The organism is Sellimonas intestinalis, assembly GCF_001280875.1.
Lineage (GTDB): Bacteria > Bacillota > Clostridia > Lachnospirales > Lachnospiraceae > Sellimonas > Sellimonas intestinalis.
The window spans coordinates 820,669-844,624 of the sequence record NZ_LGAJ01000003.1 but is presented as its reverse complement, the minus strand read 5'-3'; the positions used below and the strand labels follow the sequence as shown (position 1 = coordinate 844,624).

General features: G+C 47.5%; 19 protein-coding genes and 1 pseudogene. 18 read left to right on the top strand and 2 right to left on the bottom strand.

Going from position 1 to position 23,956, the window contains the following annotated elements:
- Positions 1–15: 15 nt before the first annotated feature.
- The 7 genes and pseudogenes from AOA56_RS05035 to AOA56_RS05005 form a co-directional block, all read left to right on the top strand.
- Positions 16–717: pseudogene (locus AOA56_RS05035) on the top strand (group II intron maturase-specific domain-containing protein); the annotation flags it as partial.
- 120 nt (positions 718–837) lie between these two features.
- The gene (locus AOA56_RS05030) at positions 838–1,017 is read left to right on the top strand and encodes a hypothetical protein (protein WP_053769078.1); all 180 of its coding nucleotides are present in this window, start codon (positions 838–840) and stop codon (positions 1,015–1,017) included.
- 43 nt (positions 1,018–1,060) lie between these two features.
- Positions 1,061–2,119: a recombinase RecA gene (recA, locus tag AOA56_RS05025; protein WP_053769077.1), complete on the top strand. Its 1,059-nt coding sequence runs from the start codon at positions 1,061–1,063 to the stop codon at positions 2,117–2,119.
- Between the two features lie 3 nt (positions 2,120–2,122).
- Positions 2,123–2,737, top strand: a complete 615-nt coding sequence (locus tag AOA56_RS05020) for a regulatory protein RecX (protein WP_053769076.1) — start codon at positions 2,123–2,125, stop codon at positions 2,735–2,737.
- A gap of 164 nt (positions 2,738–2,901) precedes the next feature.
- Positions 2,902–4,455 carry a ribonuclease Y gene (gene rny, locus AOA56_RS05015; RefSeq protein ID WP_024732374.1) on the top strand — a complete coding sequence of 518 codons (1,554 nt, stop codon included), beginning with the start codon at positions 2,902–2,904 and terminating at the stop codon, positions 4,453–4,455.
- A gap of 98 nt (positions 4,456–4,553) precedes the next feature.
- Entirely contained in the window at positions 4,554–5,093 is a 540-nt protein-coding gene (locus tag AOA56_RS05010; RefSeq protein ID WP_024732375.1) for an NUDIX hydrolase, read from the top strand.
- 155 nt (positions 5,094–5,248) lie between these two features.
- Positions 5,249–5,788, top strand: coding sequence for a hypothetical protein (locus tag AOA56_RS05005; protein WP_024732376.1), 540 nt, complete (start codon positions 5,249–5,251; stop codon positions 5,786–5,788).
- A gap of 82 nt (positions 5,789–5,870) precedes the next feature.
- Here the strand turns inward: AOA56_RS05005 and AOA56_RS05000 are convergent, their stop codons facing one another.
- On the bottom strand, positions 5,871–7,196 hold the full coding sequence (locus AOA56_RS05000; RefSeq protein ID WP_048621645.1) for a polysaccharide biosynthesis protein: 1,326 nt from the start codon (positions 7,194–7,196) through the stop codon (positions 5,871–5,873).
- Positions 7,197–7,319: 123 nt separating this feature from the next.
- On the opposite strand from AOA56_RS05000, the gene AOA56_RS04995 reads away from it, so the two are divergent.
- The 11 genes from AOA56_RS04995 to AOA56_RS04945 all read left to right on the top strand — a co-directional run bounded on the left by AOA56_RS04995 (position 7,320) and on the right by AOA56_RS04945 (position 19,461).
- Complete coding sequence (locus tag AOA56_RS04995; RefSeq protein WP_053769075.1) at positions 7,320–7,823, top strand: RrF2 family transcriptional regulator; 504 nt, start codon at positions 7,320–7,322, stop codon at positions 7,821–7,823.
- Positions 7,816–9,000 carry a cysteine desulfurase NifS gene (gene nifS / locus AOA56_RS04990; protein ID WP_024732379.1) on the top strand — a complete coding sequence of 395 codons (1,185 nt, stop codon included), beginning with the start codon at positions 7,816–7,818 and terminating at the stop codon, positions 8,998–9,000. Before AOA56_RS04995 ends, nifS begins: the two co-directional genes overlap by 8 nt.
- A 28-nt stretch (positions 9,001–9,028) precedes the next feature.
- Positions 9,029–9,472 carry a Fe-S cluster assembly scaffold protein NifU gene (nifU, locus tag AOA56_RS04985; protein ID WP_024732380.1) on the top strand — a complete coding sequence of 148 codons (444 nt, stop codon included), beginning with the start codon at positions 9,029–9,031 and terminating at the stop codon, positions 9,470–9,472.
- Between the two features lie 25 nt (positions 9,473–9,497).
- Positions 9,498–10,550 carry a tRNA 2-thiouridine(34) synthase MnmA gene (gene mnmA, locus AOA56_RS04980; RefSeq protein WP_024732381.1) on the top strand — a complete coding sequence of 351 codons (1,053 nt, stop codon included), beginning with the start codon at positions 9,498–9,500 and terminating at the stop codon, positions 10,548–10,550.
- Between the two features lie 19 nt (positions 10,551–10,569).
- Positions 10,570–11,376: a histidinol-phosphatase HisJ family protein gene (locus tag AOA56_RS04975; protein WP_024732382.1), complete on the top strand. Its 807-nt coding sequence runs from the start codon at positions 10,570–10,572 to the stop codon at positions 11,374–11,376.
- A 208-nt stretch (positions 11,377–11,584) separates the two neighbouring features.
- Positions 11,585–12,598 (top strand): type I glyceraldehyde-3-phosphate dehydrogenase, encoded by a 1,014-nt coding sequence (gene gap, locus AOA56_RS04970; protein WP_024732383.1) that lies wholly within the window; start codon positions 11,585–11,587, stop codon positions 12,596–12,598.
- A 116-nt stretch (positions 12,599–12,714) separates the two neighbouring features.
- Positions 12,715–13,908, top strand: coding sequence for a phosphoglycerate kinase (locus AOA56_RS04965; RefSeq protein ID WP_048621647.1), 1,194 nt, complete (start codon positions 12,715–12,717; stop codon positions 13,906–13,908).
- Between the two features lie 197 nt (positions 13,909–14,105).
- Positions 14,106–14,855: a triose-phosphate isomerase gene (tpiA, locus tag AOA56_RS04960; RefSeq protein WP_024732385.1), complete on the top strand. Its 750-nt coding sequence runs from the start codon at positions 14,106–14,108 to the stop codon at positions 14,853–14,855.
- A gap of 343 nt (positions 14,856–15,198) precedes the next feature.
- Positions 15,199–16,236: a LacI family DNA-binding transcriptional regulator gene (locus AOA56_RS04955; protein WP_048621648.1), complete on the top strand. Its 1,038-nt coding sequence runs from the start codon at positions 15,199–15,201 to the stop codon at positions 16,234–16,236.
- Between the two features lie 114 nt (positions 16,237–16,350).
- Positions 16,351–17,892, top strand: coding sequence for a 2,3-bisphosphoglycerate-independent phosphoglycerate mutase (gpmI, locus tag AOA56_RS04950; protein ID WP_053769074.1), 1,542 nt, complete (start codon positions 16,351–16,353; stop codon positions 17,890–17,892).
- A 279-nt stretch (positions 17,893–18,171) separates the two neighbouring features.
- Positions 18,172–19,461: an aspartate aminotransferase type Ic gene (locus tag AOA56_RS04945; protein ID WP_048621650.1), complete on the top strand. Its 1,290-nt coding sequence runs from the start codon at positions 18,172–18,174 to the stop codon at positions 19,459–19,461.
- A 194-nt stretch (positions 19,462–19,655) separates the two neighbouring features.
- Here the strand turns inward: AOA56_RS04945 and AOA56_RS04940 are convergent, their stop codons facing one another.
- A complete protein-coding gene (locus AOA56_RS04940) occupies positions 19,656–23,921 on the bottom strand; it encodes a 2-hydroxyacyl-CoA dehydratase (protein ID WP_053769073.1) in 4,266 nt (1,421 codons plus the stop codon).
- Between the last annotated feature and the right edge of the window lie 35 nt (positions 23,922–23,956).

The following is a 23,956-nucleotide window of genomic DNA, read 5'->3' as shown; positions in this document are numbered from 1 at the left end:
AAAGTGTCCGCATAAGGAGGAAACCTTTCGCCACTATTGGCAAATATCATGTTGAATGAACTTGATAAGGAAATGGAAAAGCGAGGGCTTAACTTTGTACGATATGCAGATGACTGTATCATAATGGTCGGAAGTGAAATGTCTGCTAAAAGAGTAATGAGAAATATCTCAAGATTCATTGAAGAGAAACTAGGGCTCAAGGTCAACATGACCAAGAGCAAGGTAGATAGACCAAGCGGACTGAAATACCTTGGGTTTGGATTCTACTTTGATACAAGAGCACATCAGTTTAAGGCTAAGCCACATGCAAAATCAGTTGCGAAGTTTAAGAGAAGAATGAAAGCGCTTACTTGTCGAAGTTGGGGAGTCAGCAACCGGTATAAGGTTGAGAAACTCAATCAACTCATAAGAGGTTGGATAAACTACTTCAAGATAGGTAGTATGAAAACGCTTTGTAAGGAGTTAGATAAACGCATCCGATACAGACTTCGCATGTGCATTTGGAAACAATGGAAAACTCCACAGAACAAAGAAAAGAACTTGATAAAGCTAGGGGTACCCAAATGGGCGGCGCATAAAGTAGCAAACACAGGAAACAGGTATGCTCACATGTGCCATAACGGATGGGTACAGAAAGCAATAAGCACAAGGAGACTAACCGCATTTGGATTAGTCTCAATGTTAGATTACTACACCAAAAGGTGTGTTACTTGTTAAGTTGATTGAACCGCCGTGTACCGGACGGTACGCACGGTGGTGTGAGAGGTCGGGGATTTATTAAAATCCCCTCCTACTCGATTGCTGGATGGATTTACAAAAATTTTATTAGAAGAATCCATGAGGACGTTGTATAATAAATACGGAAATCTGCTGAAGTTTGTGGAGATCGGGACTGCGGTCTGTGATAGTGCTGTCGTGCTTCTGTGCGGCAGAGTGGTCATACTGTTTTCTATCCGGCGTTTCGCCCGGAATTTCAAAAATGATCTTGACAGCAAAATGAGAATCAGTTACTATTAATATTATAAACGAACGTTTGTTCGTGCGTAAAGGAGATCAAGACATGGCAAATAATGAAGATAAAAAGAAAGCATTGGAGGCTGCAATAGCCAAATTAGAGAAGGATTTTGGAAAAGGGACCGTGATGCGTCTTGGCGATCCGAAGGCGCAGGTTGCAGTGGAGACGGTGCCGACAGGAGCATTGAGTCTGGATATCGCACTGGGACTTGGAGGCGTGCCGAAGGGAAGGATTGTGGAGATCTACGGGCCGGAGTCCAGCGGTAAGACGACGGTGGCGCTGCACATGATCGCAGAGGTTCAGAAGAGAGGCGGCATCGCCGGATTTATTGATGCGGAACATGCATTGGATCCGGTTTACGCGGGCAATATTGGTGTGGATATCGATGAGCTTTATATTTCTCAGCCTGACAGCGGAGACCAGGCACTGGAGATCACAGAGACGATGGTACGCTCCGGAGCGATGGACATCGTCGTGATCGACTCGGTAGCGGCGCTTGTACCAAAGCAGGAGATTGAGGGGGATATGGGGGACAGCCATGTGGGATTACAGGCACGTCTAATGTCCCAGGCACTTAGAAAGCTCACTCCGGTGATCAGTAAGTCTAACTGTGTCGTGATTTTTATCAACCAGCTCCGTGAGAAGGTAGGTGTCATGTTCGGGAATCCGGAGACGACAACAGGTGGACGCGCGCTGAAATTTTACTCCTCCATCCGCCTGGATATCCGCCGGACGGAGACGCTCAAGCAGGGCGGAGAGATGGTAGGAAACCACGTCAGAGTCAAAGTTGTGAAGAATAAGATTGCGCCTCCGTTTAAAGAGGCAGAGTTTGATATCATGTTCGGTAAAGGAATTTCCAGGGAGGGCGACGTACTGGATCTTGCGGCGGGACTTGATATCGTCAATAAGAGCGGTGCGTGGTACGCCTATGAGAATAATAAGATCGGTCAGGGCCGGGAGAATGCGAAGAGTTACCTAAAGGAGCATCCGGAGGTGATGGATGAGCTGGAAGCAAAGGTACGCACCCACTATGGTCTGGATGGAGGAACCGGGAAAACAAAGGAAGAAGCTGAGGGCGCCGGCGAGGCCGGAAACGAAGAGTAAACGATGAGACGAGTCAGAATTGAGCCGGTTACGAAGACCCGGTTTCGGATTTATTTAGATGGACAGTTCGCTTTTGTATTATACAAAAGCGAGCTGGTTTCCTGTAAAGTAAAAGACGGGGAGGAGATCTCCGACGAGCAGGTGGAAGTGATTCTCAAAGGGATCATACTAAAGCGTGCCAAGCAGAAAGCGCTTTCTCTTCTTCAGAGTATGGACCGGACGAAAAGCGAGCTGAGGGAACGCCTTTTGCGCCAGGACTTTCCGGAGAAGATAGCAGATGAGGCTGTCCGTTACGTGGAGTCTTTTGGATATGTGGATGACAGAAGATATGTGGAGAGTTTTATTCTTTCCAGGAAAGGACGTAAAAGTAAACGGGAAATTTTTGCCGAACTTTCCAGAAAGCAGGTGGATGAAGCCATTGTGGACGAGATGATGGAGCGCTGCTATAATGCGGAGGATTCCGGGGAAGCGATCCGCCGTTTCCTGAAAAAGAGGCATTATGACCCAGAGCAGGCAACCATGGAGGAAAAGCAGAAAGTCTACGCATATCTTGCGAGGAAGGGCTTTTCCTACCGGGAGATCAAAGAGGTAATGGATCTGGCTGCGATGGAAGAATAGATGCCCGTAACAGTTCAGCCGAACAGCGGCTTATCTGAGCTGCTATGGCTGAATTGTTACGGTTTCCACGAAAGAAAAGAGTCGGTGCTTGACATATTTGTTAAAACAGTATAAAATTTAAGTGTTGTAATTGTACAATGAAAATTAAATAAGGAGGTGCTCCTGTGCAAATTTTCTATATTATCGTTGCAGTCGTGATTACGCTTGTCATTACAGCGGCAGTTACTTATTATGTGACGGTTTCCAACTTGAAAAAGAATGCAGAATCCAAGATCGGGAATGCAGAGAGTAAAGCGAGAGAAATCATAGATGATGCACTGAAAAAAGCTGAGACGACGAAAAAGGAAGCCCTTCTGGAAGTGAAAGAGGAATCGATCAAGACCAAAAATGAACTGGAAAAAGAGACGAAAGAACGAAGAGCAGAGCTTCAGCGTTATGAGAAACGCGTCCTGGCAAAGGAAGAAGCGGTGGATAAGCGTTCTGAAGTGGTCGAACACCGGGAGATGAATCTTGCAGCGAAGGAAGAGCAGATCAAGGAGCGTGAAGCGAAGGCAGACGAGTTAAACAGACAAAGAGTACAGGAACTGGAAAGAATCTCAGGACTTACCTCCGAACAGGCAAAAGAATATCTGTTAAAAACTGTTGAAGACGATGTGAAGCATGATTCAGCAAGAATGATCAAAGAGCTGGAAAATCAGGCAAAAGAGGAAGCAGGAAAGAAAGCGAAAGAGTACGTTGTCAATGCGATTCAGCGTTGTGCCGCGGATCATGTGGCAGAGACGACGATCTCCGTAGTCCAGCTTCCAAGTGACGAGATGAAAGGACGTATCATTGGCCGTGAGGGCAGAAATATCCGTACCCTCGAGACATTGACCGGCGTTGAGCTGATTATTGATGATACGCCGGAGGCAGTTGTGCTCTCTGGATTTGATCCGATCCGGCGTGAAGTTGCGAGAATTGCATTGGAAAAGCTGATCGTGGACGGACGGATTCATCCGGCCAGAATCGAAGAGATGGTCGAAAAGGCACAGAAAGAAGTAGAATCCATGATTCGGGAAGAGGGAGAGGCGGCAGCACTGGAAGTCGGCGTACACGGAATTCATCCGGAGCTGATTCGTTTGCTTGGACGTATGAAATTCCGTACAAGCTATGGTCAGAACGCGCTGAAACATTCTATCGAGGTGGCGCAGCTTGCCGGACTTCTGGCAGGAGAGATCGGACTGGACGTCCGGGTGGCAAAGAGAGCCGGACTTCTGCACGACATCGGAAAGTCTATCGATCACGATGTGGAAGGGTCCCATATCCAGATTGGCGTGGATCTGTGCAGAAAGTACAAGGAATCAGCAGTTGTTATCAATGCAGTGGAAGCACATCATGGCGATGTGGAGCCACAGTCACTGATTGCTTGCGCGGTACAGGCAGCCGATACGATTTCGGCGGCAAGACCGGGTGCGCGGCGTGAGACATTGGAAACATATACAAACAGATTAAAACAGTTGGAAGATATCGCAAACCAATTTAAGGGGGTCGATAAGTCTTTTGCTATTCAGGCGGGAAGAGAGATTCGCGTTATGGTAGTTCCAGAACAAATATCAGATGACGATATGGTATTACTGGCAAGGGAGATTTCCAAGCAGATTGAGTTCGAGCTGGAATATCCTGGTCAGATTAAAGTAAATGTAATCCGAGAGTCAAGAGTCACGGATTACGCAAAATAGATATTAGAGTCGATATTGTAAAAGTAGGGATCCCTGATCTACTGCAAAGTAGGTCGGGGATTCTTTTATATCCATCAATCAAAGGAGGAGTCAGGAAAATGAGCGAAAATATTAGACGAGTTGGAAGAGAACTGAAATATAAGGGGGCAATTCTGGATGTATATACAGATCATATGGAGTTTGAAAACGGCAACAAGGCAGAATGGGATTTTATCAAGCACAAAGGGGCGGCGGCTGTTGTGGCAGTGGACAAGGATGGCAGACTGATTATGGTGCGCCAATACCGGAATGCTCTGGATCGGTATACGCTGGAGATTCCGGCAGGTGCGCTTGACTTCCCTGGGGAACCTGGAATCGTCTGTGCCGGAAGAGAATTAGAGGAGGAGACCGGCTTTCACTGTGAGAAGCTGGATTGGCTCATCAACATTCGCACGACAGTTGCTTTCTGTAATGAAAAGATTGAGGTGTATGTGGCAAGAGATCTGATCCCGTCCCATCAGAATCTGGATGAGGATGAGTATATTGAGTTGGAACGGTATACAGTAGAGGAACTGAAAGAAAAGATCTTTCAGGGAGAGATCGAGGATTCTAAAACCATCGCCTCTATTCTTGCATATGATGCGAAGTATTGCAGATAGGAGAAGAAATTTTCAAACAAGTTTGAACTCAGATTTTTGTCACTTTGTGCATGGCTCAACTGTAACACAAGATATATTCTCGCAGGGAGATTCAGGAATACAAAATCGGACAGGTGAATATGTATTAGTATCTGTTTATGAGGAGGACAAAGCTTGTGAGAATAGAAAGAGCAAAGCAGTATTTTGCGGTGGCATTCATGGCTGGATTTATAGGGGGGATCCTGTTCGCTAATCTGACGGTGCGGGACTATGTGACGACGTCCGGCATCTATAACCCCTATTTTCTAAAACAGTATGCTCAGTCAGATATTCAGGCGGGAGAGTATATTTTGTATCTGTGCGGAATCCGACTGATTCCTCTTGCGCTGATCGCGCTTCTGGGACAGACCAGGGTGCGGAGAATACTGAGCATCGTTGTATTCGCATGGGCAGGGTTTTCTGCTGGGACGATTGTCTGTGCGGGAATTCTGAATATGGGCATCCAGGGGATTGTGTTCTGGGTGATCGCCATGGTTCCCCAGTTTTTATTTTATGCCTTTGCGTATCTGATCGTGCTGTGGTATTTCTTTACTGTTCCTCAGTCCAGGTGGAATTTGGGGAAGACTTTGTTTGTTCTTCTCTTTATGGCGGCAGGGCTGATTACGGAGGCCTATGTGAATCCGATTCTCATGCAGATGTTTCTGGATACATTGTAAGCTGCAAAACGACAGCCTGAGTTTCCATATAAGTGGAACAAGGGCTGTCGTTTTGTGTTTTGGATACTTCCGGTGATGAAATTCAGACCGTGCGGACCAGTACTCGTACTGCCGCGGCAAACACAAAGATCTGACTTGCAAGAAGTCCGGTCAGATATCCGCTCATTCCAGTCTGTGGAATCAGGAGAAAGACACCGGCAATCCGGATGCAAAGACCGGTAAAATTAATCAGAAACGCCATGTTCGTATGTCCGAGACCGTTCAGAATACTGATGTAGGTTGAGTTTGTGTAGAGAAACGGACAGATAAAAGCGAGAACACGGATGTAGGAAGCCGCCTCCGGGCTGTGGAAGACTGCAGCACCAAGAAAGTCGGCAAAAACCAGAAAACCAAGAGTGCAGAGAAAACCAAGCACGAGGCAGGAACCGCTGACCTTGCGGATGAGCTGACGAAGAGTCCGGTTCTGGCTTGCAGCCTGAATTTCAGCCACAGTAGGGAGCATCATCATGGAAATGGAATTGGTGATGGCGGAAGGGAACAAAATACACGGCATGGCGATGCCGTTTAAGATTCCATAGTGGCTGAGGGCTGAGGAACGCGTAAATCCGTAGAGCATCAGGCTTCTTGGAATAGAAACGACTTCCACGCTTTGAAGGAGATTCAGGGAGATCCGGTTGGCTGTGACAGGAACGGCATGTTTCAGAATATCCCGAAGACATTCCAGATAGAGGGAAATCGTACGTCTGGAGAGGGTACTTTTTGTATAAAGTATCCGTCGGACGGCAAAAATGCTGTAAAAGGCTCCTGCGATCTCACCCAGAACGAGTCCACACACGGCAAGAATAATCCCGGCCGATCCCGTCTCCTTCATGGCGGCGGTGTAGAGCAGATAGACTCCAAGGACACGGGCGCACTGTTCTACAAGCTGTGAGATCCCGGGTATCTTCGTCTGTTTTAATCCCAGAGAATATCCACAGATACAGGAGTGGACACTGGCAAAAGGCAGCGCATAGGACATGACTTTTAATAAAGGCTCACAGCGGCTGTCATTCAAGAGGAACACGGCAATGTCCTGTGCAAAAATCTGGATGCAGACCATGCAGAGCAAAGATAATACAGTAGAAAGAAACAGGGCGGTCTGAAAGGATGCCCTGGAAAGATCAGGCCTTCCAAGGGAAGCATACCGGGCGGTCAGACGGGAGAGTGCAGTCTCTATCCCGGCGGCAGACAAAGAAATACAAAGTGCGTAGGCGGGAAAGATCAGATGGTAGATTCCAATCCCTTCCGTACCAAAGGAGCGGCTCAAGAAGATCCGGAAGAAAAATCCAATGACCCTTGAGATCAGACCGACAAGCGTCAGGACAAAAGCTCCCTTTAAAAATATTTTTTTACGGCTGGAAAGATGCATAAGATACCTGACTTTGTTTTTTACTATGATATTCTTGGATATGGGTTGACAGAACCAGATGGGGGTGCTATTCTACAAAAGGGGAAACCCTAGTAAAAAAGTAGGATTAAATGAGGTGACAACGTGAAATTATCAACAAAAGGAAGATACGGGCTGCGCGCAATGATCGATCTGGCTGAGTTTTCTGAGACAGAACCGGTCTCCATCGGCAGTATTTCACAACGTCAGGGAATTTCAGAAAGATATCTGGAACAGTTGATGGCCAAGCTGAAAAAGGCGGGGCTGGTAGAGAGTATCCGTGGTGCGGGCGGAGGCTATGTCATACATGGAGATTCGGGCAGTATTTCCGTAGGGGACATCCTACGTGCGTTAGAGGGAAGCCTGGAAGCCGTGACGTGTGCGGCGTTCCATGAGGACGAGTCCTGCGAGGCACAGGATATCTGTGCGACCAAGTATGTCTGGAAAAGAATCAATGAGAGTATCCGTACGACAGTGGACGGGATTTATCTGGCGCAGCTTGTGGAAGAGAGCAGAAAGAATAAGGCAAAGTGCCACAGACAGATTTCCCCGGAAGCGCTCTGCGGCGGTTCCAGAAAGGAAACAGGAAAGGAAGAAGACCATGAGTAAACTGATCTATTTAGATAATGCGGCAACGACAAAGACAGCACCGGAAGTGGTGGAGGCGATGCTCCCGTTTTTTACAGAATATTATGGGAATCCGTCGAGCGTTTACAGTTTTGCGTCCAAGAGTAAGGAAGCGGTGACGAGACAGCGCGAAATCATCGCAGGCGCACTGGGCGCCAAAGCGAACGAGATCTATTTTACTGCAGGCGGCACGGAGAGTGATAACTGGGCAATCAAGGCGGCAGCGGAAGCCTATGAGTCCAAAGGAAAACACATTATCACATCCAAAATTGAGCATCATGCGGTTCTGCATACTTGCGAGTACCTGGAGCACCGTGGATTTGAGGTGACTTACCTGAATGTAGATGAAAATGGGGTGGTGGACTTAGAAGAATTGAAACAGGCTATCCGGCCGGACACGATTCTGATCTCCATCATGTTTGCCAACAATGAGATCGGAACGATGGAACCGGTAAGAGAGATCGGGGAGATTGCAAAGGAACACGGGATTTTATTCCACACCGATGCGGTACAGGCATTTGGCCAGATCCCGATTCAGGTGGATGAGCTGCATATCGACATGTTGAGTGCCAGCGGTCACAAACTCAATGGACCGAAAGGAATCGGATTCCTCTACATCAGAAAGGGGCTGCGTCTGAAGAATTTCGTCCATGGCGGAGCGCAGGAGAGAAAGCGCCGTGCCGGTACGGAGAATGTGCCTGGAATCGTGGGTCTCGGAACTGCGGTGGCACGGGCCATCCGTACGATGGAAGAACGGACAAAACTGGAAAAGGAGATCCGAGATTACCTGATTGACCGGGTATTAAAGGAGATTCCTTACACGAAGCTGAACGGCCATCCGACCGACCGGCTTCCAAACAATGCAAATTTCAGTTTCCGGTTTATTGAAGGAGAAGCCATGCTGCTAAGCCTTGATATGGCAGGAATCTGTGGATCGAGCGGGTCTGCCTGCACATCCGGCTCTCTGGATCCGTCCCATGTGCTTCTGGCGATCGGGCTTCCGCATGAGATTGCTCACGGATCCCTGCGGCTGACTCTAAACGAAGAGATTACAAAGGAAGATATCGACTATGTGGTGGAACATCTGAAAGAGATTATCTCAAATCTCAGGGCCATGTCTCCGCTCTACGAAGATTTTATAAAGAAGCAGACAAAATAAAGAAACGGACTTAGGAGGAAATCATCATATGTATTCAGAAAAGGTAATGGATCATTTTCAGCATCCGAGAAATATGGGAGAAATTGAAGGCGCAAGCGGCGTCGGAACGGTTGGAAACGCAAAGTGCGGCGATATCATGCGGATTTATCTGGATATTGACGAGAATCAGATCATTCAGGATGTAAAGTTTAAAACGTTTGGCTGCGGCGCGGCAGTTGCCACAAGCAGTATGGCCACGGAACTGGTAAAGGGAAAGCATATCAAAGAGGCTATGCAGGTGACGAACAAGGCAGTGATGGAGGCGCTTGACGGGCTTCCGCCGGTGAAAGTACATTGTTCTCTTCTGGCGGAGGAGGCGATCCATGCGGCTCTTTGGGATTATGCTCAGAAGAACGGCATCGAGATTGACGGACTGGAGAAACCAAAGTCTGATATCCACGAAGGAGAAGAAGAGGAAGACGAGGAATATTAAAGGAAGGCGGACAGACAAAGAAAGCATGAAGAAAGAGAAAGTAGTCATCGGTATGTCCGGCGGAGTGGATTCTTCCGTGGCGGCGTATCTTCTGAAAGAAGCTGGATACGATGTAACCGGAGTGACGATGATCACCTGCGACGAGGAACAGTGCGGACAGGATCCATCAAGAGACGCAAAAAAGGTAGCGGAAGAAATCGGGATCCCGCACTATACAGTGGACTTTCGGAAGGAATTTAAGGCCAGTGTCATGGACTATTTCTGTGAAGAATATCTGGAAGGGCGTACACCGAATCCATGTGTGGTCTGCAACCGCTTTGTAAAGTGGGAGGCACTCCTAAATTGGGCTGGACAAATCGGCGCGGATAAAATTGCCACCGGGCATTATGCGAATATCATTACTCTTCCGAACGGTCGGTATGCAGTGGCGAATGCTGATGTGTCCAGAAAAGATCAGACGTATGCACTATACAATCTGACTCAGGAACAGCTTTCTCATACCCTGATGCCGATCGGAACGTATGAGAAGGACGAGATTCGCAGGATTGCTCAGAAAGCCGGGATTTCTGTGGCACAGAAAGCGGACAGTCAGGATATTTGCTTTATCCCGGACGGGGATTATGCTTCCTTTATCCGGAATTACACAGGGAATGTACCGGCAGAAGGAAACTTTGTAGACAGACAGGGCAAAATTCTTGGGAGACACAAGGGAATGATTCACTATACGGTAGGACAGAGAAAGGGGCTTGGTATTGCCCTCGGATACCCGGCGTTCGTACTTGAGATTCGGCCAAAGACCAATGAAATAGTACTCGGAAATGACGAGGAATCCCTGACCACAACCGTGCGGGCACATCTGTTAAACGCTATGGGAGTGGAACATTTTGATGAGATGGAAGGCAGCAGGCTGTTTGCCAAAATTCGCTATAATCATCGGGGCGGATGGTGTTCCTTGAAAGTGACCGGGCCGGATGAGATCACCTGCACCTTTGAAGAACCACAGCGGGCGGTGACGCCGGGGCAGGCTCTTGTCCTCTATGGTGACGGTTATATTCTGGGAGGAGGACGGATCCTTTGATCCGAAAAGGAGAACCATAATGATAAAAGCAGATTACCATATGCACACGTATTTTTCTTCAGACTCTGATACGCCGCCGGAGGCAATGGCGCTTGGAGCAATCAAAAAGGGGCTTCGATGGATTTGTATCACAGATCACCATGACTGGGATTATCCGGAGGATAAAAGTCAGTTTCGTATCGATTTTCCACGGTATCTTCCGGCAATCCGAAAACTGAAAGAAGACTTTCGGGACCGGATCTCCATTCAGATGGGAGTCGAGATCGGATTCCAGAAACATCTAGGGCCATATTATAAGGAACTGGCAGATACCTATCCGTTTGATTTTATAATTGGCAGCACCCATGTGGTGGATGGCAGAGACCCTTATAACGGTGTGCTGTTTGAGAATCAAACGGATGCCAAGGTCTATGAGCGGGCCTTTGAGGAGACGATGGAAAACATTCGGATCATCCGGGACTTTGATGTCCTGGGACACATGGACTATATTGTGCGGTACGGCAGACACCAGGCAAAGGAGTATAACTGGAAAAACTGCTCAGATCTGATCGACGAGATTTTGAGATGGCTGATCGAGCACGGGAAAGGCATCGAGATGAACATGGCCGGATTCAAGTATGGGCTTGGTTTCTGCCATCCGTACCCTGAGATCATCCGCAGATACCGGGAACTTGGCGGGGAGATTATCACCGTAGGATCTGATGCGCATCAGCCGGATCACATCGCCTACCAGTATGAGGACGCGGGTCGGATTCTGGAACAGTGTGGTTTCCGGTATTATACGATATTTATAGGCAGAAAGCCAAAATTTTTGAAGATCAATTAAGCTGTCTTGCGATTCAGAACAAAAGACTTTTGAGGTCTAAATCGCAAAAGAGAATTGGGAAAAACTTGGATAAAAATAGAAAAGAGACTTGAATTCTGGTATTTTTTTTAGTACAATCATTATGGTTGATGAATCTTTAACAAGGAGAAATCACCATTGCTGCATTATGCAGAGGAGAAACTAAATTAAACTTTAGGAGGAATTAATCATGGCAGTAAAAGTAGCGATTAATGGTTTTGGACGTATCGGACGTCTTGCATTCAGACAAATGTTCGGAGCAGAAGGATACGAAGTTGTTGCAATCAACGATCTTACTTCCCCGAAGATGCTTGCTCACTTATTAAAATATGATTCAACACAGGGAAAATACGCATTAGCAGATAAGGTGACAGCAGGCGAAGATTCCATCACAGTTGACGGACAGGAAATCAAAATTTACGCAAAAGCGAACGCCGAAGAGCTTCCATGGGGAGAAATCGGAGTCGACGTTGTTCTGGAATGTACCGGATTCTACACATCCAAAGAGAAAGCTTCTGCACACATCAAAGCAGGCGCAAAGAAAGTCGTTATTTCTGCACCAGCAGGAAATGATCTTCCTACCATCGTTTACAATGTAAACCACAAACAGCTTACAAAAGATGACAACATCATTTCCGCAGCATCCTGTACAACAAACTGCTTAGCACCGATGGCGAAAGCACTCAATGATCTTGCACCGATCAAATCCGGTATCATGTGTACAATCCATGCTTACACAGGAGATCAGATGACTCTTGACGGACCGCAGAGAAAAGGTGATTTAAGAAGATCCCGTGCAGCAGCAGTGAATATCGTACCAAACTCTACAGGAGCAGCAAAAGCCATTGGATTAGTTATTCCTGAATTAAACGGTAAATTAATCGGATCCGCTCAGCGTGTACCAACACCGACAGGATCTACAACAATTTTAACTGCTGTTGTTGAGGGAAATGTTACAAAAGAACAGATCAACGAAGCGATGAAAGCTGCGTCCAACGAATCTTACGGATACAACGAAGATGAAATCGTATCCAGCGATATCATAGGAATGACATATGGTTCCTTATTCGACGCGACACAGACAATGGTTCTGCCATTGGACAACGGAACAACAGAAGTTCAGGTTGTTTCCTGGTATGACAATGAAAACTCTTACACAAGTCAGATGGTAAGAACAATCAAACATTTCGGAACATTATTATAATCTTTCGTTTCCGAATCATAAGTAGGGCAGGAATTCCTGCCGGAATAAGACTCAACGAAGGGTCCGGTCTCAGTGGGGCCGGACCCTTTTTGTCAGAATAAGAGGAGGCACAGACAATGCTTAATAAAAAATCTGTAGACGATATCAATGTAAAAGGGAAAAGAGTTCTTGTAAGATGCGACTTTAACGTGCCGCTGATAGACGGTAAGATCACAGATGAGAACCGTCTTGTAGCAGCGCTTCCGACAATTAAGAAGCTGATTGCTGACGGCGGAAAGGTGATCCTTTGTTCTCACCTTGGAAAACCGAAGGGAGAACCGAAGCCGGAATTATCCTTGGCGCCGGTTGCAGTAAGACTTTCTGAATTATTAGGACAGGAAGTCAAGTTTGCCGCAGATCCGGAAGTGGTTGGGGCAAATGCAAAGGCAGCGGTAGAAGCAATGAATGAAGGAGATGTGGTACTTCTCGAAAATACACGTTACCGTGCGGAAGAGACAAAAAATGAGGATACATTCAGTGCAGAGCTTGCTTCTCTTTGCGACGTATTTGTAAATGATGCCTTTGGAACTGCTCACAGAGCACACTGCTCCAATGTCGGCGTGACAAAATTTGTGGACACTGCCGTAGTCGGATATCTGATGCAGAAAGAGATTGATTTCCTCGGAAATGCAGTAGAGCATCCGGAAAGACCATTCGTAGCTATCCTTGGCGGAGCAAAAGTATCCAGCAAGATTTCTGTGATCGAGAGACTTCTTGACAAGGTAGACACCCTTATTATCGGCGGTGGTATGGCTTATACATTTTCTAAAGCGCAGGGAGGAAAGATTGGTACTTCTCTTTGTGAGGACGACTATCTGGATTACGCATTAAATATGGTCAAAAAGGCAGAAGAAAAGGGTGTGAAACTTCTTCTTCCAGTTGATAATATCATCGGAGATCAGTTTTCCAACGATGCCAATACCCAGACTGTAGCGGCAGGAGAGATTCCGGACGGATGGGAAGGAATGGACATCGGACCAAAGACAGAAGAAATTTTTTCCGCAGCCGTCAAAGATGCAAAGACAGTTGTATGGAACGGACCGATGGGATGTTTTGAAATGCCGAAGTTCGCTCACGGAACAAAAGCAGTTGCGGAAGCACTTGCAAATACAGATGCCGTAACGATTATCGGTGGCGGAGACTCCGCGGCGGCTGTCAATCAGCTTGGATACGGAGATAAAATGACACACATCTCCACAGGCGGCGGCGCATCCTTAGAATTCCTGGAAGGAAAAGAATTACCGGGCGTAGCCGCAGCTAACGATAAGTAAACACTTAGCGAAAGCAAGCACGAAAGTGCGCTGCTTGAGGTTAGTGTTTACTTAGTCCGCCGAAGTTGCCGAAGTTATGCATGAGGCGTACGGAGGCGGACAAACCAAAGAAAAGCGAAAGCGGACACTTAGCGAAAGCAAGCACGAAAGTGCACCGCTTGGAGCGGGTGGATAATGAAGAAAAGAGGGTTTTTAACATGGCAAGAAAGAAAATTATTGCTGGAAACTGGAAAATGAATATGACACCATCTCAGGCTGTTGCTCTTGTAAATGAGTTAAAGCCGCTGGTGGAAACAGAGGAAGCAGATGTTGTATTCTGTGTTCCGGCTATCGATATTATCCCGGCTATGGAGGCTGCAAAGGGCAGCAACATCGTAATCGGAGCAGAAAATATGTACTATGAGGAAAAGGGAGCATATACAGGAGAAATCGCTCCGGACATGCTGACAGATGCTGGCGTCAAATATGTGATCATCGGACATTCCGAGAGAAGAGAATACTTCAAAGAGACGGACGAGGACGTCAACAAGAAAGTATTAAAGGCGTTTGAGCATGATATTACACCGATCATCTGCTGCGGAGAGACTCTTGCACAAAGAGAACAGGGTGTGACAATGGATTTCGTACGGATGCAGATCAAAATTGCATTCCAGAATGTAACGGCAGACCAGGCAAAGACAGCGGTAATCGCATATGAACCGATCTGGGCGATCGGAACCGGAAAGACAGCAACAACAGAGCAGGCACAGGAGGTTTGTGCAGGTATCCGGGCATGTATCGGAGAAATTTATGACGACGCGACAGCTCAGGCAATCCGTATCCAGTATGGCGGCTCTGTAAATCCTGCCACGGCACCGGAATTATTCGCACAGCCGGATATTGATGGCGGACTGGTTGGAGGAGCTTCTCTGAAACCGGATTTCGGTAAAATCGTAAACTGGAAATAAGACAGACTGCCCTGCGGATTTGTTTCCGCAGGGTTTGCTCGTCCCTGAGATGACTAGTGTAGTGGTTTTCCCGGAAGTGTAAGTAACAGTTCAGCCATGACAGCTCGGATTAGCCGCTATGCGGCTTTATCGCCACTTGCGTGGCAAAATTCTCGCTGATGGCAGAGCGCCATATACAAAGCACACAAAAAATCTTTGTTTTCAAACAAGTTTGAACTCAGATTTTTGTGACTTTGTGCATGGCTGAACTGTTACGGAAATATTGCAAAATATGACTGGGGATAGTACAATAAAAGGGTCGGATGATGACGGGTAAAGCCGGAATCGGGGAAGGGAAAGTAAGATGGTAACGATTAAAGATATTGCACAGGCGGCTAACGTTAGCGCTATGACCGTCTCCAACGTCATACATGGGAGGACGAAAAAGGTTTCCAAGGAGACAAAGGAAAGGATCGAACAGATCATGGAGGAGATGCAGTATGTCCCAAATATGGGAGCTCGGATGCTCGTCCAGAACGAGTCGAGGATTATCGGGGTGATTTCCAACTTTCTGTCGGATACAGAGCATGAGACACTGTATCATCCGCTTGCCGCGGAAATGATCGGTGAGATTGAGAAGGAAGTACGTGCAAGGGGATATTATTTGATGCTGTACTCGGCCTCTACGGAGAAGGAGATCCGGGATCTGATCCATACGTGGAAGGTGGATGGACTGCTGACGATTGGGATTCCGACGGAGATCTGCCGCAAACTTGGCCAGGAGATTAAGATGCCGGCTGTATTTACGGACTGCTATTTCCGGGATGATGAGAGATACAGAAATGTAGGGACTGAGGATGAAGAAGGCGCTTATCTGGCAGCATCCTATCTGATTGAAAAGGGACACCGTAGGATTGCCTTCGTCACGGATGGCCCGTATGACGAGAACGAACGGCCGATGGACGGGGCGGAAAGAAAGCTAAAGGGTTATCAAAGGGCGCTTCGGGAGTCACACCTGTCGTTCGACGAGGAGCACGTATACAGGGGCAGTATGCAGGCGGAAAAGCAGCTTACCATGATGCAGTCCCTCATTGGTCATATCTTTGATTATACGGCAGTGATCTTCAGCAGGGATTCGTATGCTTTGGAGGCAATGGATTATTTCCGCCATCACGGCGTCTGGATTCCGAAGGACATTTCCGTGATCGGGTTTGACGATCTTACGATGTCAAGACTTGCCTATCCTAGACTTACAACGATCCGGCAGGGAGCCGGCGAAAAGGGACGAGAGGCCGCCAAGCTTTTGTTTCAGGCACTGGAAGAAAAGGAAGAAAAGAAGGTAGAGATCAGAATTCCGGTTCGGCTCATGGAGCGAGAGACAGTAAAGGAACTCTATGTATAAAGCCCAGGCGGGATGAGATTTGCCTGTACCCCCTGACGGGGACAGATTTCCTGCGCTTGAAAGAAAAGGGGAGAGCATGTAAAATTGGAAGATAGAAATAAAGGAGAGAAAACAATGAGTAAGAAACCAACAGTACTGATGATCCTGGATGGTTACGGATTGAGTGATAAAATGAACGGAAATGCGGTTGCGGAGGCCAATACTCCTGTTATGGATCAATTAATGGCAGAGTATCCGTTTGTTCGGGGAAACGCAAGCGGTATGGCCGTAGGGCTTCCGGAAGGACAGATGGGGAATTCCGAAGTCGGACATTTGAATATGGGAGCCGGCAGGATTGTTTACCAGGATCTCACCAAGATCACGAAGGCTATCCAGGATGGAGATTTCTTTGAGAATGAAGCGCTGCTTGCAGCCTGTGCCAATGTAAAAGCGCATGACAGTGCCCTGCACCTGTACGGTCTGGTATCAGACGGTGGTGTACACAGCCATAATACGCATATTTACGGACTTCTGGAACTGGCAAAGCGTCAGGGTATCTCCAAAGTCTATGTACACTGTTTCCTGGACGGACGTGACACTCCACCGGAATCCGGAAAGGATTATGTGCAGGAACTTTCCGATAAGATGAAAGAGATCGGCGTTGGTGAGATTGCGTCTGTCATGGGACGTTATTATGTGATGGATAGAGATAACCGCTGGGATCGTGTGGAGCTTGCTTATAAGGCGCTTGTATATGGAGAGGGTAACCAGGCCAAGGACGCTGTGGAGGCGATTCAGAATTCCTATGACGATGGAAAATCGGATGAATTTGTTGTTCCGGCAGTCATCACAAAAGGAGGAAAACCGGTTGCGACCATTCAGGAGAACGACTCCATCATCTTCTTTAATTTCCGCCCGGATCGTGCAAGGGAGATTACAAGAGTATTCTGTGCCGACGAGTTTGATGGATTTGACAGAGGAGAACGTGTCCGTACGACATATGTCTGCTTTACAGAGTATGACGTTACCATCCCGAACAAGATGGTTGCGTTCCATAAGACAGAGATTACAAATACATTCGGAGAATATCTTGCCAAAAACCATATGAAGCAGGCAAGAATTGCGGAGACAGAAAAATACGCACATGTAACTTTCTTCTTCAACGGTGGGGTAGAAGAGCCAAATGAGGGAGAAGACCGAATCCTTGTAAAATCTCCGAAGGTAGCAACTTATGATCTGAAGCCGGAAATGAGCGCCTACGAAGTTTGTGACAAGTTGGTAGAAGCGATCAGATCTTTGAAATACGACGTCATCATTATCAACTTCGCAAACCCGGATATGGTTGGGCATACCGGAGTGGAGGCTGCGGCGGTGAAAGCTATTGAGGCTGTGGATGAATGTGTCGGGCGGACTGTGGATGCCATCAAAGAGGTGGATGGACAGATGTTTATCTGTGCGGATCATGGAAATGCAGAGCAGCTCATTGATGAGACGACAGGAGAGCCATTTACCGCACATACAACGAATCAGGTACCATTTATCATCGTCAATGCAGATCCATCCTATGGATTACGGGAAGGCGGATGCCTAGCGGATATCGCACCGACTCTCATTGAGATGATGGGAATGAAAAAGCCGGAAGAGATGACAGGCTCCTCTCTGCTGATTAAAAAATAAGATCAAGATAAAAGAAAATAAGGAAGAACCGAAGCGGAAAGCCAGAGCGGCATACTCCCTTCGGTTCTTTTTTGTCAGAATCAAAGGACGTGTGCCAATGTGTCCGAAGGCATCTTGAAAGGAAACATAATGAATAAATTTTAAAATAAAAATTCATTTTAGACATGCAGATTTGCGAAAAATTGAAAAAATAGCAAGAAAATTGCAAGAAAGTCTTGACGGATAGTCAAAACATAGATAGAATAATATTCAGTGAAAAAGAGGAAGGGCGGTAGAACCATGACAGCGTATAAAGATCTGAGTAAAGACGAGCTGAAGGCTTTGAAAAAAGAGTTGACCAGGAAATTTGAAGAGGTAAAGGCGAAGGGACTGAAACTTGATATGTCCCGCGGCAAGCCTTCTACAGAGCAGCTCAATCTTTCGATGGGAATGATGGATGTTCTGACAAGCAGTTCTGATCTGGTTTGTGAGGAAGGTGTAGACTGCAGGAACTACGGAGTACTAGATGGAATCCGGGAAGCAAAGCAGCTTCTGGCGGATATGATGGAAGTACCAAAGGACAATATCGTAATTTTCGGAAATTCCAGTCTGAATGTCATGTATGATACCGTTGCACGTTCGATGATTCATGGTGTGATGGGAAGTACACCGTGGTGCAAGCTTGATAAAGTGAAGTTCTTATGTCCGGTACCGGGATATGACCGCCATTTCGCGATTACAGAGCATTTTGGCATCGAGATGATCAATGTTCCGATGACCCCTACGGGTCCGGATATGGATATGGTAGAGAAGCTTGTAAGCTCAGATCCGGCCATCAAGGGAATCTGGTGCGTGCCGAAGTATTCCAATCCGCAGGGGATCACCTACTCGGATGAAACGGTTCACCGCTTTGCAAAATTGAATCCAGCAGCAGAGGATTTTCGGATCTACTGGGATAATGCCTATGGAATTCATCACCTCTACGAGGATAAACAGGACTATCTGATCGAGATTTTGATGGAGTGTAAGAAAGAAGGACACCCGGATATGGTGTATAAGTTTTCTTCTACCTCCAAGATCAGTTTCCCGGGATCCGGGATTGCGGCGATTGCGGCATCCGATGCCAATCTGGCAGAGATCCGCGAGCAGATGAAGATCCAGACGATTGGGCATGATAAGCTCAATCAGCTCCGACATGCGAGATATTTCAAAAATATTCACGGCATGGTTGAGCATATGAAGAAACATGCGGCAAGTATGAGACCGAAGTTTGATACGGTACTGGCATCTTTGGAAAAAGAGCTGGGCGGTCTTGAAATCGGAAGCTGGCTTGCTCCAAGAGGAGGATACTTTATCTCCTTTGATTCTTTGGACGGATGCGCTAAGGCTATTGTGGCAAAGGCAAAAGAGGCAGGACTCATTATGACGAACGCCGGAGCGACGTATCCGTATGGCAAAGACCCGCATGACAGTAATATTCGTATTGCGCCATCTTATCCGACTCTGGATGAGATCAAGCGGGCTATGGAAGTCTTTACACTGAGCGTTAAGCTTGTCAGTGTAGAGAAGCTCCTTGCACAAGTAAAATAATTTATGCCCCTTCTTTAAAATTTATATATGCCCTATATGAAATGCTGTATGCGGATACGTCGTATCTCACATACAGCATTTTGCGTCTAAGAGAAAGAGACGATGACTGGAAAGTAAAAAGACCGCCGGACGTATCGATGGAGGATACGGATCTCGAACGGTCTTTTGCTTTTATAAACAAATCCCTATTTCTGTCATATGGACGACTGGATATCTTTTTCCAGATTTTTGTTTGCCGTGGAGAGCATCAGCTTGATTCGGTTAAGCTGGTTGACCTCGCTGGCACCTGGATCATAGTCGATAGCTACGATATTGGATTCCGGATGAAGTCGCCTGAGTTCCTTAATGACTCCCTTTCCGACTACATGATTCGGCAGACAGGCAAACGGCTGGGTGCAGACGATGTTCCTGGCTCCATTCTCAATGAGTTCCAGCATCTCCCCGGTTAAGAACCAGCCTTCACCGGTCTGGTTACCAAGAGAGACGATTTCGCTTGCCATGGAGGCAAGGTGCTCAATTCTGGACGGCGGGGTGAAACGTTTACTTTTTTTGTAAGCGTCCACAGCCGGTTTCCGGAACCATTCCAGAACGCTGATTCCAAGATTGGCAAGCCGAGCGGAGGACTTCTTCATTCCCAGATGAGTATGCTTAAAGTTCGTATTGTAGAAGCAGTACAGTAAAAAGTCCGCCAGATCCGGAACAACAGCCTCAGCGCCTTCATGCTCCAGAAGATCCACCAGATAATTGTTGGCCGCCGGAAGGAATTTGACAAGGATCTCTCCAACAACACCGACACGTGGTTTCTTCTCGTCCGTAATCGGAAGCGTGTCGAAATCGTGAATGATCTGCCGGCAAAGCTGTTTGAAGCGGCGTCTGGAAGGGTAGCCTTCGGAGACAAATTTCCGGCAGACAAAAGCCCATTTCTCATAGAGAGCATTGGCAGAGCCTTTTTCGGCTTCATACGGACGGATACGATACAGACATCTCATAAAGACGTCACCGAGCAATGCCGCATAGATACCGCGCAGCGCCAGCATCGGTGTAATCTTAAATCCTGGATTCTTTTCCAATCCGCTTAAGTTGATGGAGATGACCGGGATGTGCTCATACCCGGCTTTTTTTAAAGCACGGCGGATAAATCCGATATAGTTGGACGCACGGCAGCCGCCTCCGGTCTGGGAGATAATCACTGCCAGATGGTCTGTATCATATTTTCCGGAGAGAATCGCGTCCATGATCTGCCCGACGACCATCAGGGATGGATAGCAGGCGTCGTTGTTGACATATTTCAGTCCTACATTGACTGCGTCTTTATTATCATTTGGAAGAACTTCAATCTTATAGCCGGATGCGCGGAAGGCCGGTTCAATCAGGTCGAAGTGAATCGGCGACATCTGCGGGCAGAGGATCGTATACTTCTTCTTCATCTCTTTCGTAAACGGTACTTTCCGGATCGCGGCACTGTGAACTTCCCGTTTTTCCTTCTTGGCGTCCCGGACACGGATCGCAGCCAGAAGAGAACGAATCCGGATTCTTGCCGCTCCCAGGTTGTTGACCTCGTCAATTTTCAGTGAGGTATAGATCTTTCCGGAACCGGTGAGAATGTCGGATACCTCATCTGTAGTAACGGCATCTAGCCCGCAGCCGAAGGAATTAAGCTGGATCAGATCCAGGTTTTCCGTCGTCTTGACATAGTTTGCCGCCGCATAGAGACGGGAGTGGTACATCCACTGATCCATGACATTTAACGGACGTTCCACCGGATTTAAGTGGGAGATGGAATCTTCCGTCAGGACCGCGATTCCGTAAGAAGTAATAAGCTCCGGAATTCCGTGGTTGACCTCAGGGTCATAGTGGTATGGCCGTCCTGCCAGGACAATACCGTGGCGTCCGGTTTGATCCAGGTAAGCAAGGGTTTCCTCCCCTTTTTTTCGAATATCCTCCCTGCAGGTTTCCAGCTCTGCCCAGCCTTTGTGGGCGGCGTCCCGGATTTTTTCCTCCGGAATCTGGAATTTCTCCCGGAAGATTTCCACCAGGCGGTCTGCCATGATTTCTTCTGTTGTCAGGGCAAGAAACGGATTCATAAAATCGACATGCCCCTGGACGATCTCGTCCATATTGTTCTTGATATTTTCCGCGTAGGAGGTGACAATCGGGCAGTTGTAATGATTGTTGGCATCCGGAAATTCATTTCTCTCGTACGGAATACAAGGATAGAAAATCCGGTCCACATTCTGCCGGATCAGCCATTCCACATGGCCGTGCGCCAGCTTTGCGGGGTAGCACTCGGACTCACTCGGAATGGATTCGATGCCCATCTCATAGATTTTTCGGGAAGAAGCAGGAGAGAGGACAACGGAAAATCCAAGCTCAGTGAAGAAAGTAAACCACAATGGATAATCCTCGTACATATTCAGTACACGAGGAAGGCCAATCGTTCCGTAAGGCGCATCCTCTTTGGCCAATGGTTTGTAGCCGAAGTAGCGTTCATTCTTATACGCAAATAAGTTTGGAATATCCGTATTTGTTTTTTCTTTTCCCAGACCTCGTTCACAGCGGTTTCCAGTGATAAAGCGTCTGCCGCCGGTAAACTTGTTGATGGTCAGACGACAGTGGTTGGCACATCTCTGGCATTTTGCCATGGAAGTGTCGTAGGTCAGGTTTTCAATGTCCTCGATAGAGAGCATGGTCGTCTCTTTACAGTCGTATGTATGATAACGCTCCCTGGCGATCAGAGCAGCGCCAAAAGCACCCATGATACCGGCGATATCCGGGCGGACTGCCTCACATCCTGCGATTTTTTCAAAACTTCTGAGGACCGCGTTGTTATAGAAGGTACCACCCTGCACGACGATATTCTTTCCAAGCTCCGAAGCGTCCGATACCTTGATTACCTTAAACAGGGCATTCTTGATAACAGAATAGGCAAGTCCGGCGGAAATATCCGCAACGGAAGCTCCCTCTTTCTGAGCCTGCTTCACCTTGGAGTTCATAAATACCGTACATCGGGTACCAAGGTCAATTGGATGTCTTGCATAAAGTGCTTCATCCGCAAAGTCTTCTACGGAATAATTCAGCGACTTGGCAAAGGTTTCTATGAAAGAACCACATCCGGAGGAACATGCCTCATTGAGCTGTACAGAGTCAACTGTATGATTCTTAATCTTGATACATTTCATATCCTGGCCGCCGATATCGAGGATACAGTCCACATCCGGCTCGAAGAAGGAAGCGGCATAGTAGTGGGATACGGTCTCTACTTCGCCCTCGTCCAGAAGAAAGGCAGCCTTCATCAGAGCCTCTCCGTATCCGGTGGAGCAGGAGTAAGCGATCCGTGCGCCCTCCGGCAGCTTGGAATAAATATCCTTAAGCGCTGTGATCGTAGTGGCAAGCGGGTCTCCGTCGTTTCCATGGTAGAAGGAATAAAGAAGTGTTCCGTCTTCGCCGACCAGAGCAGCCTTTGTAGTGGTAGAACCGGCATCGATGCCCAAGTAGACATTTCCCTGATAACTTGCCAGATCCTTCACAGGAACCTGGTGTTTGTCATGGCGGTCTTTAAACTCCCGGAAATCATCCTCGGAAGAGAAAAGCGGCTCCAGACGCTCTACCTCAAAATCCATCTGGATATGATCCGCCAGACGTTGTTGCAGCTCAATGATCGGGATATCCAGATCTTTTTTCGAGTTCAGCGCAGATCCTACCGCCGCAAAGAGGTGGGAGTTTTTCGGCGCAATCGTATGCTCGTCGTCCAGATTCAGAGTCCGGATAAAGGCTTCCCGGAGCTCAGAAAGGAAATGAAGCGGACCGCCCAGAAATGCGACGTGCCCCCGGATCGGCTTTCCACATGCCAGTCCACTGATGGTCTGATTGACCACCGCCTGGAAAATGGAAGCAGCCAGGTCTTCTTTCGCGGCTCCATCGTTGATGAGAGGCTGAATGTCTGTCTTGGCGAACACACCGCAGCGCGCGGCAATATCATATAAAGCAGTATAATTCTTTGCATATTCATTCAGGCCCGTGGCGTCTGTCTGCAGCAAAGAGGCCATTTGGTCGATAAAGGAACCGGTACCTCCGGCGCAGATTCCGTTCATTCTTTGCTCCACGTTTCCATTTTCAAAATAGATAATCTTCGCGTCCTCGCCTCCGAGCTCGATGGCAACATCGGTCTGCGGTGCATAATCCTGTAAAGCCGTGGATACGGCGATAACTTCCTGGACAAACGGAACACCAAGATGCTTTGCAAGTGTCAGCCCGCCGCTTCCGGTGATTACCGGGGAGGCGTGGATCGCCCCGAGCTGGTGGACGGCTCTTCCAAGCAAATCAGAAAGGGTTTCCTGAATGTTTGCGAAATGTCGTTCGTAATCTGAGAATAACAGCTCATTTTTCTCGTCAAGTACTGCGATCTTGACGGTCGTAGAGCCAATGTCAATTCCCAGAGTGAATAAATCCCTTTGGCTCATATTACGTTACTCCTTTTCTATTTTGTACCTGTAGA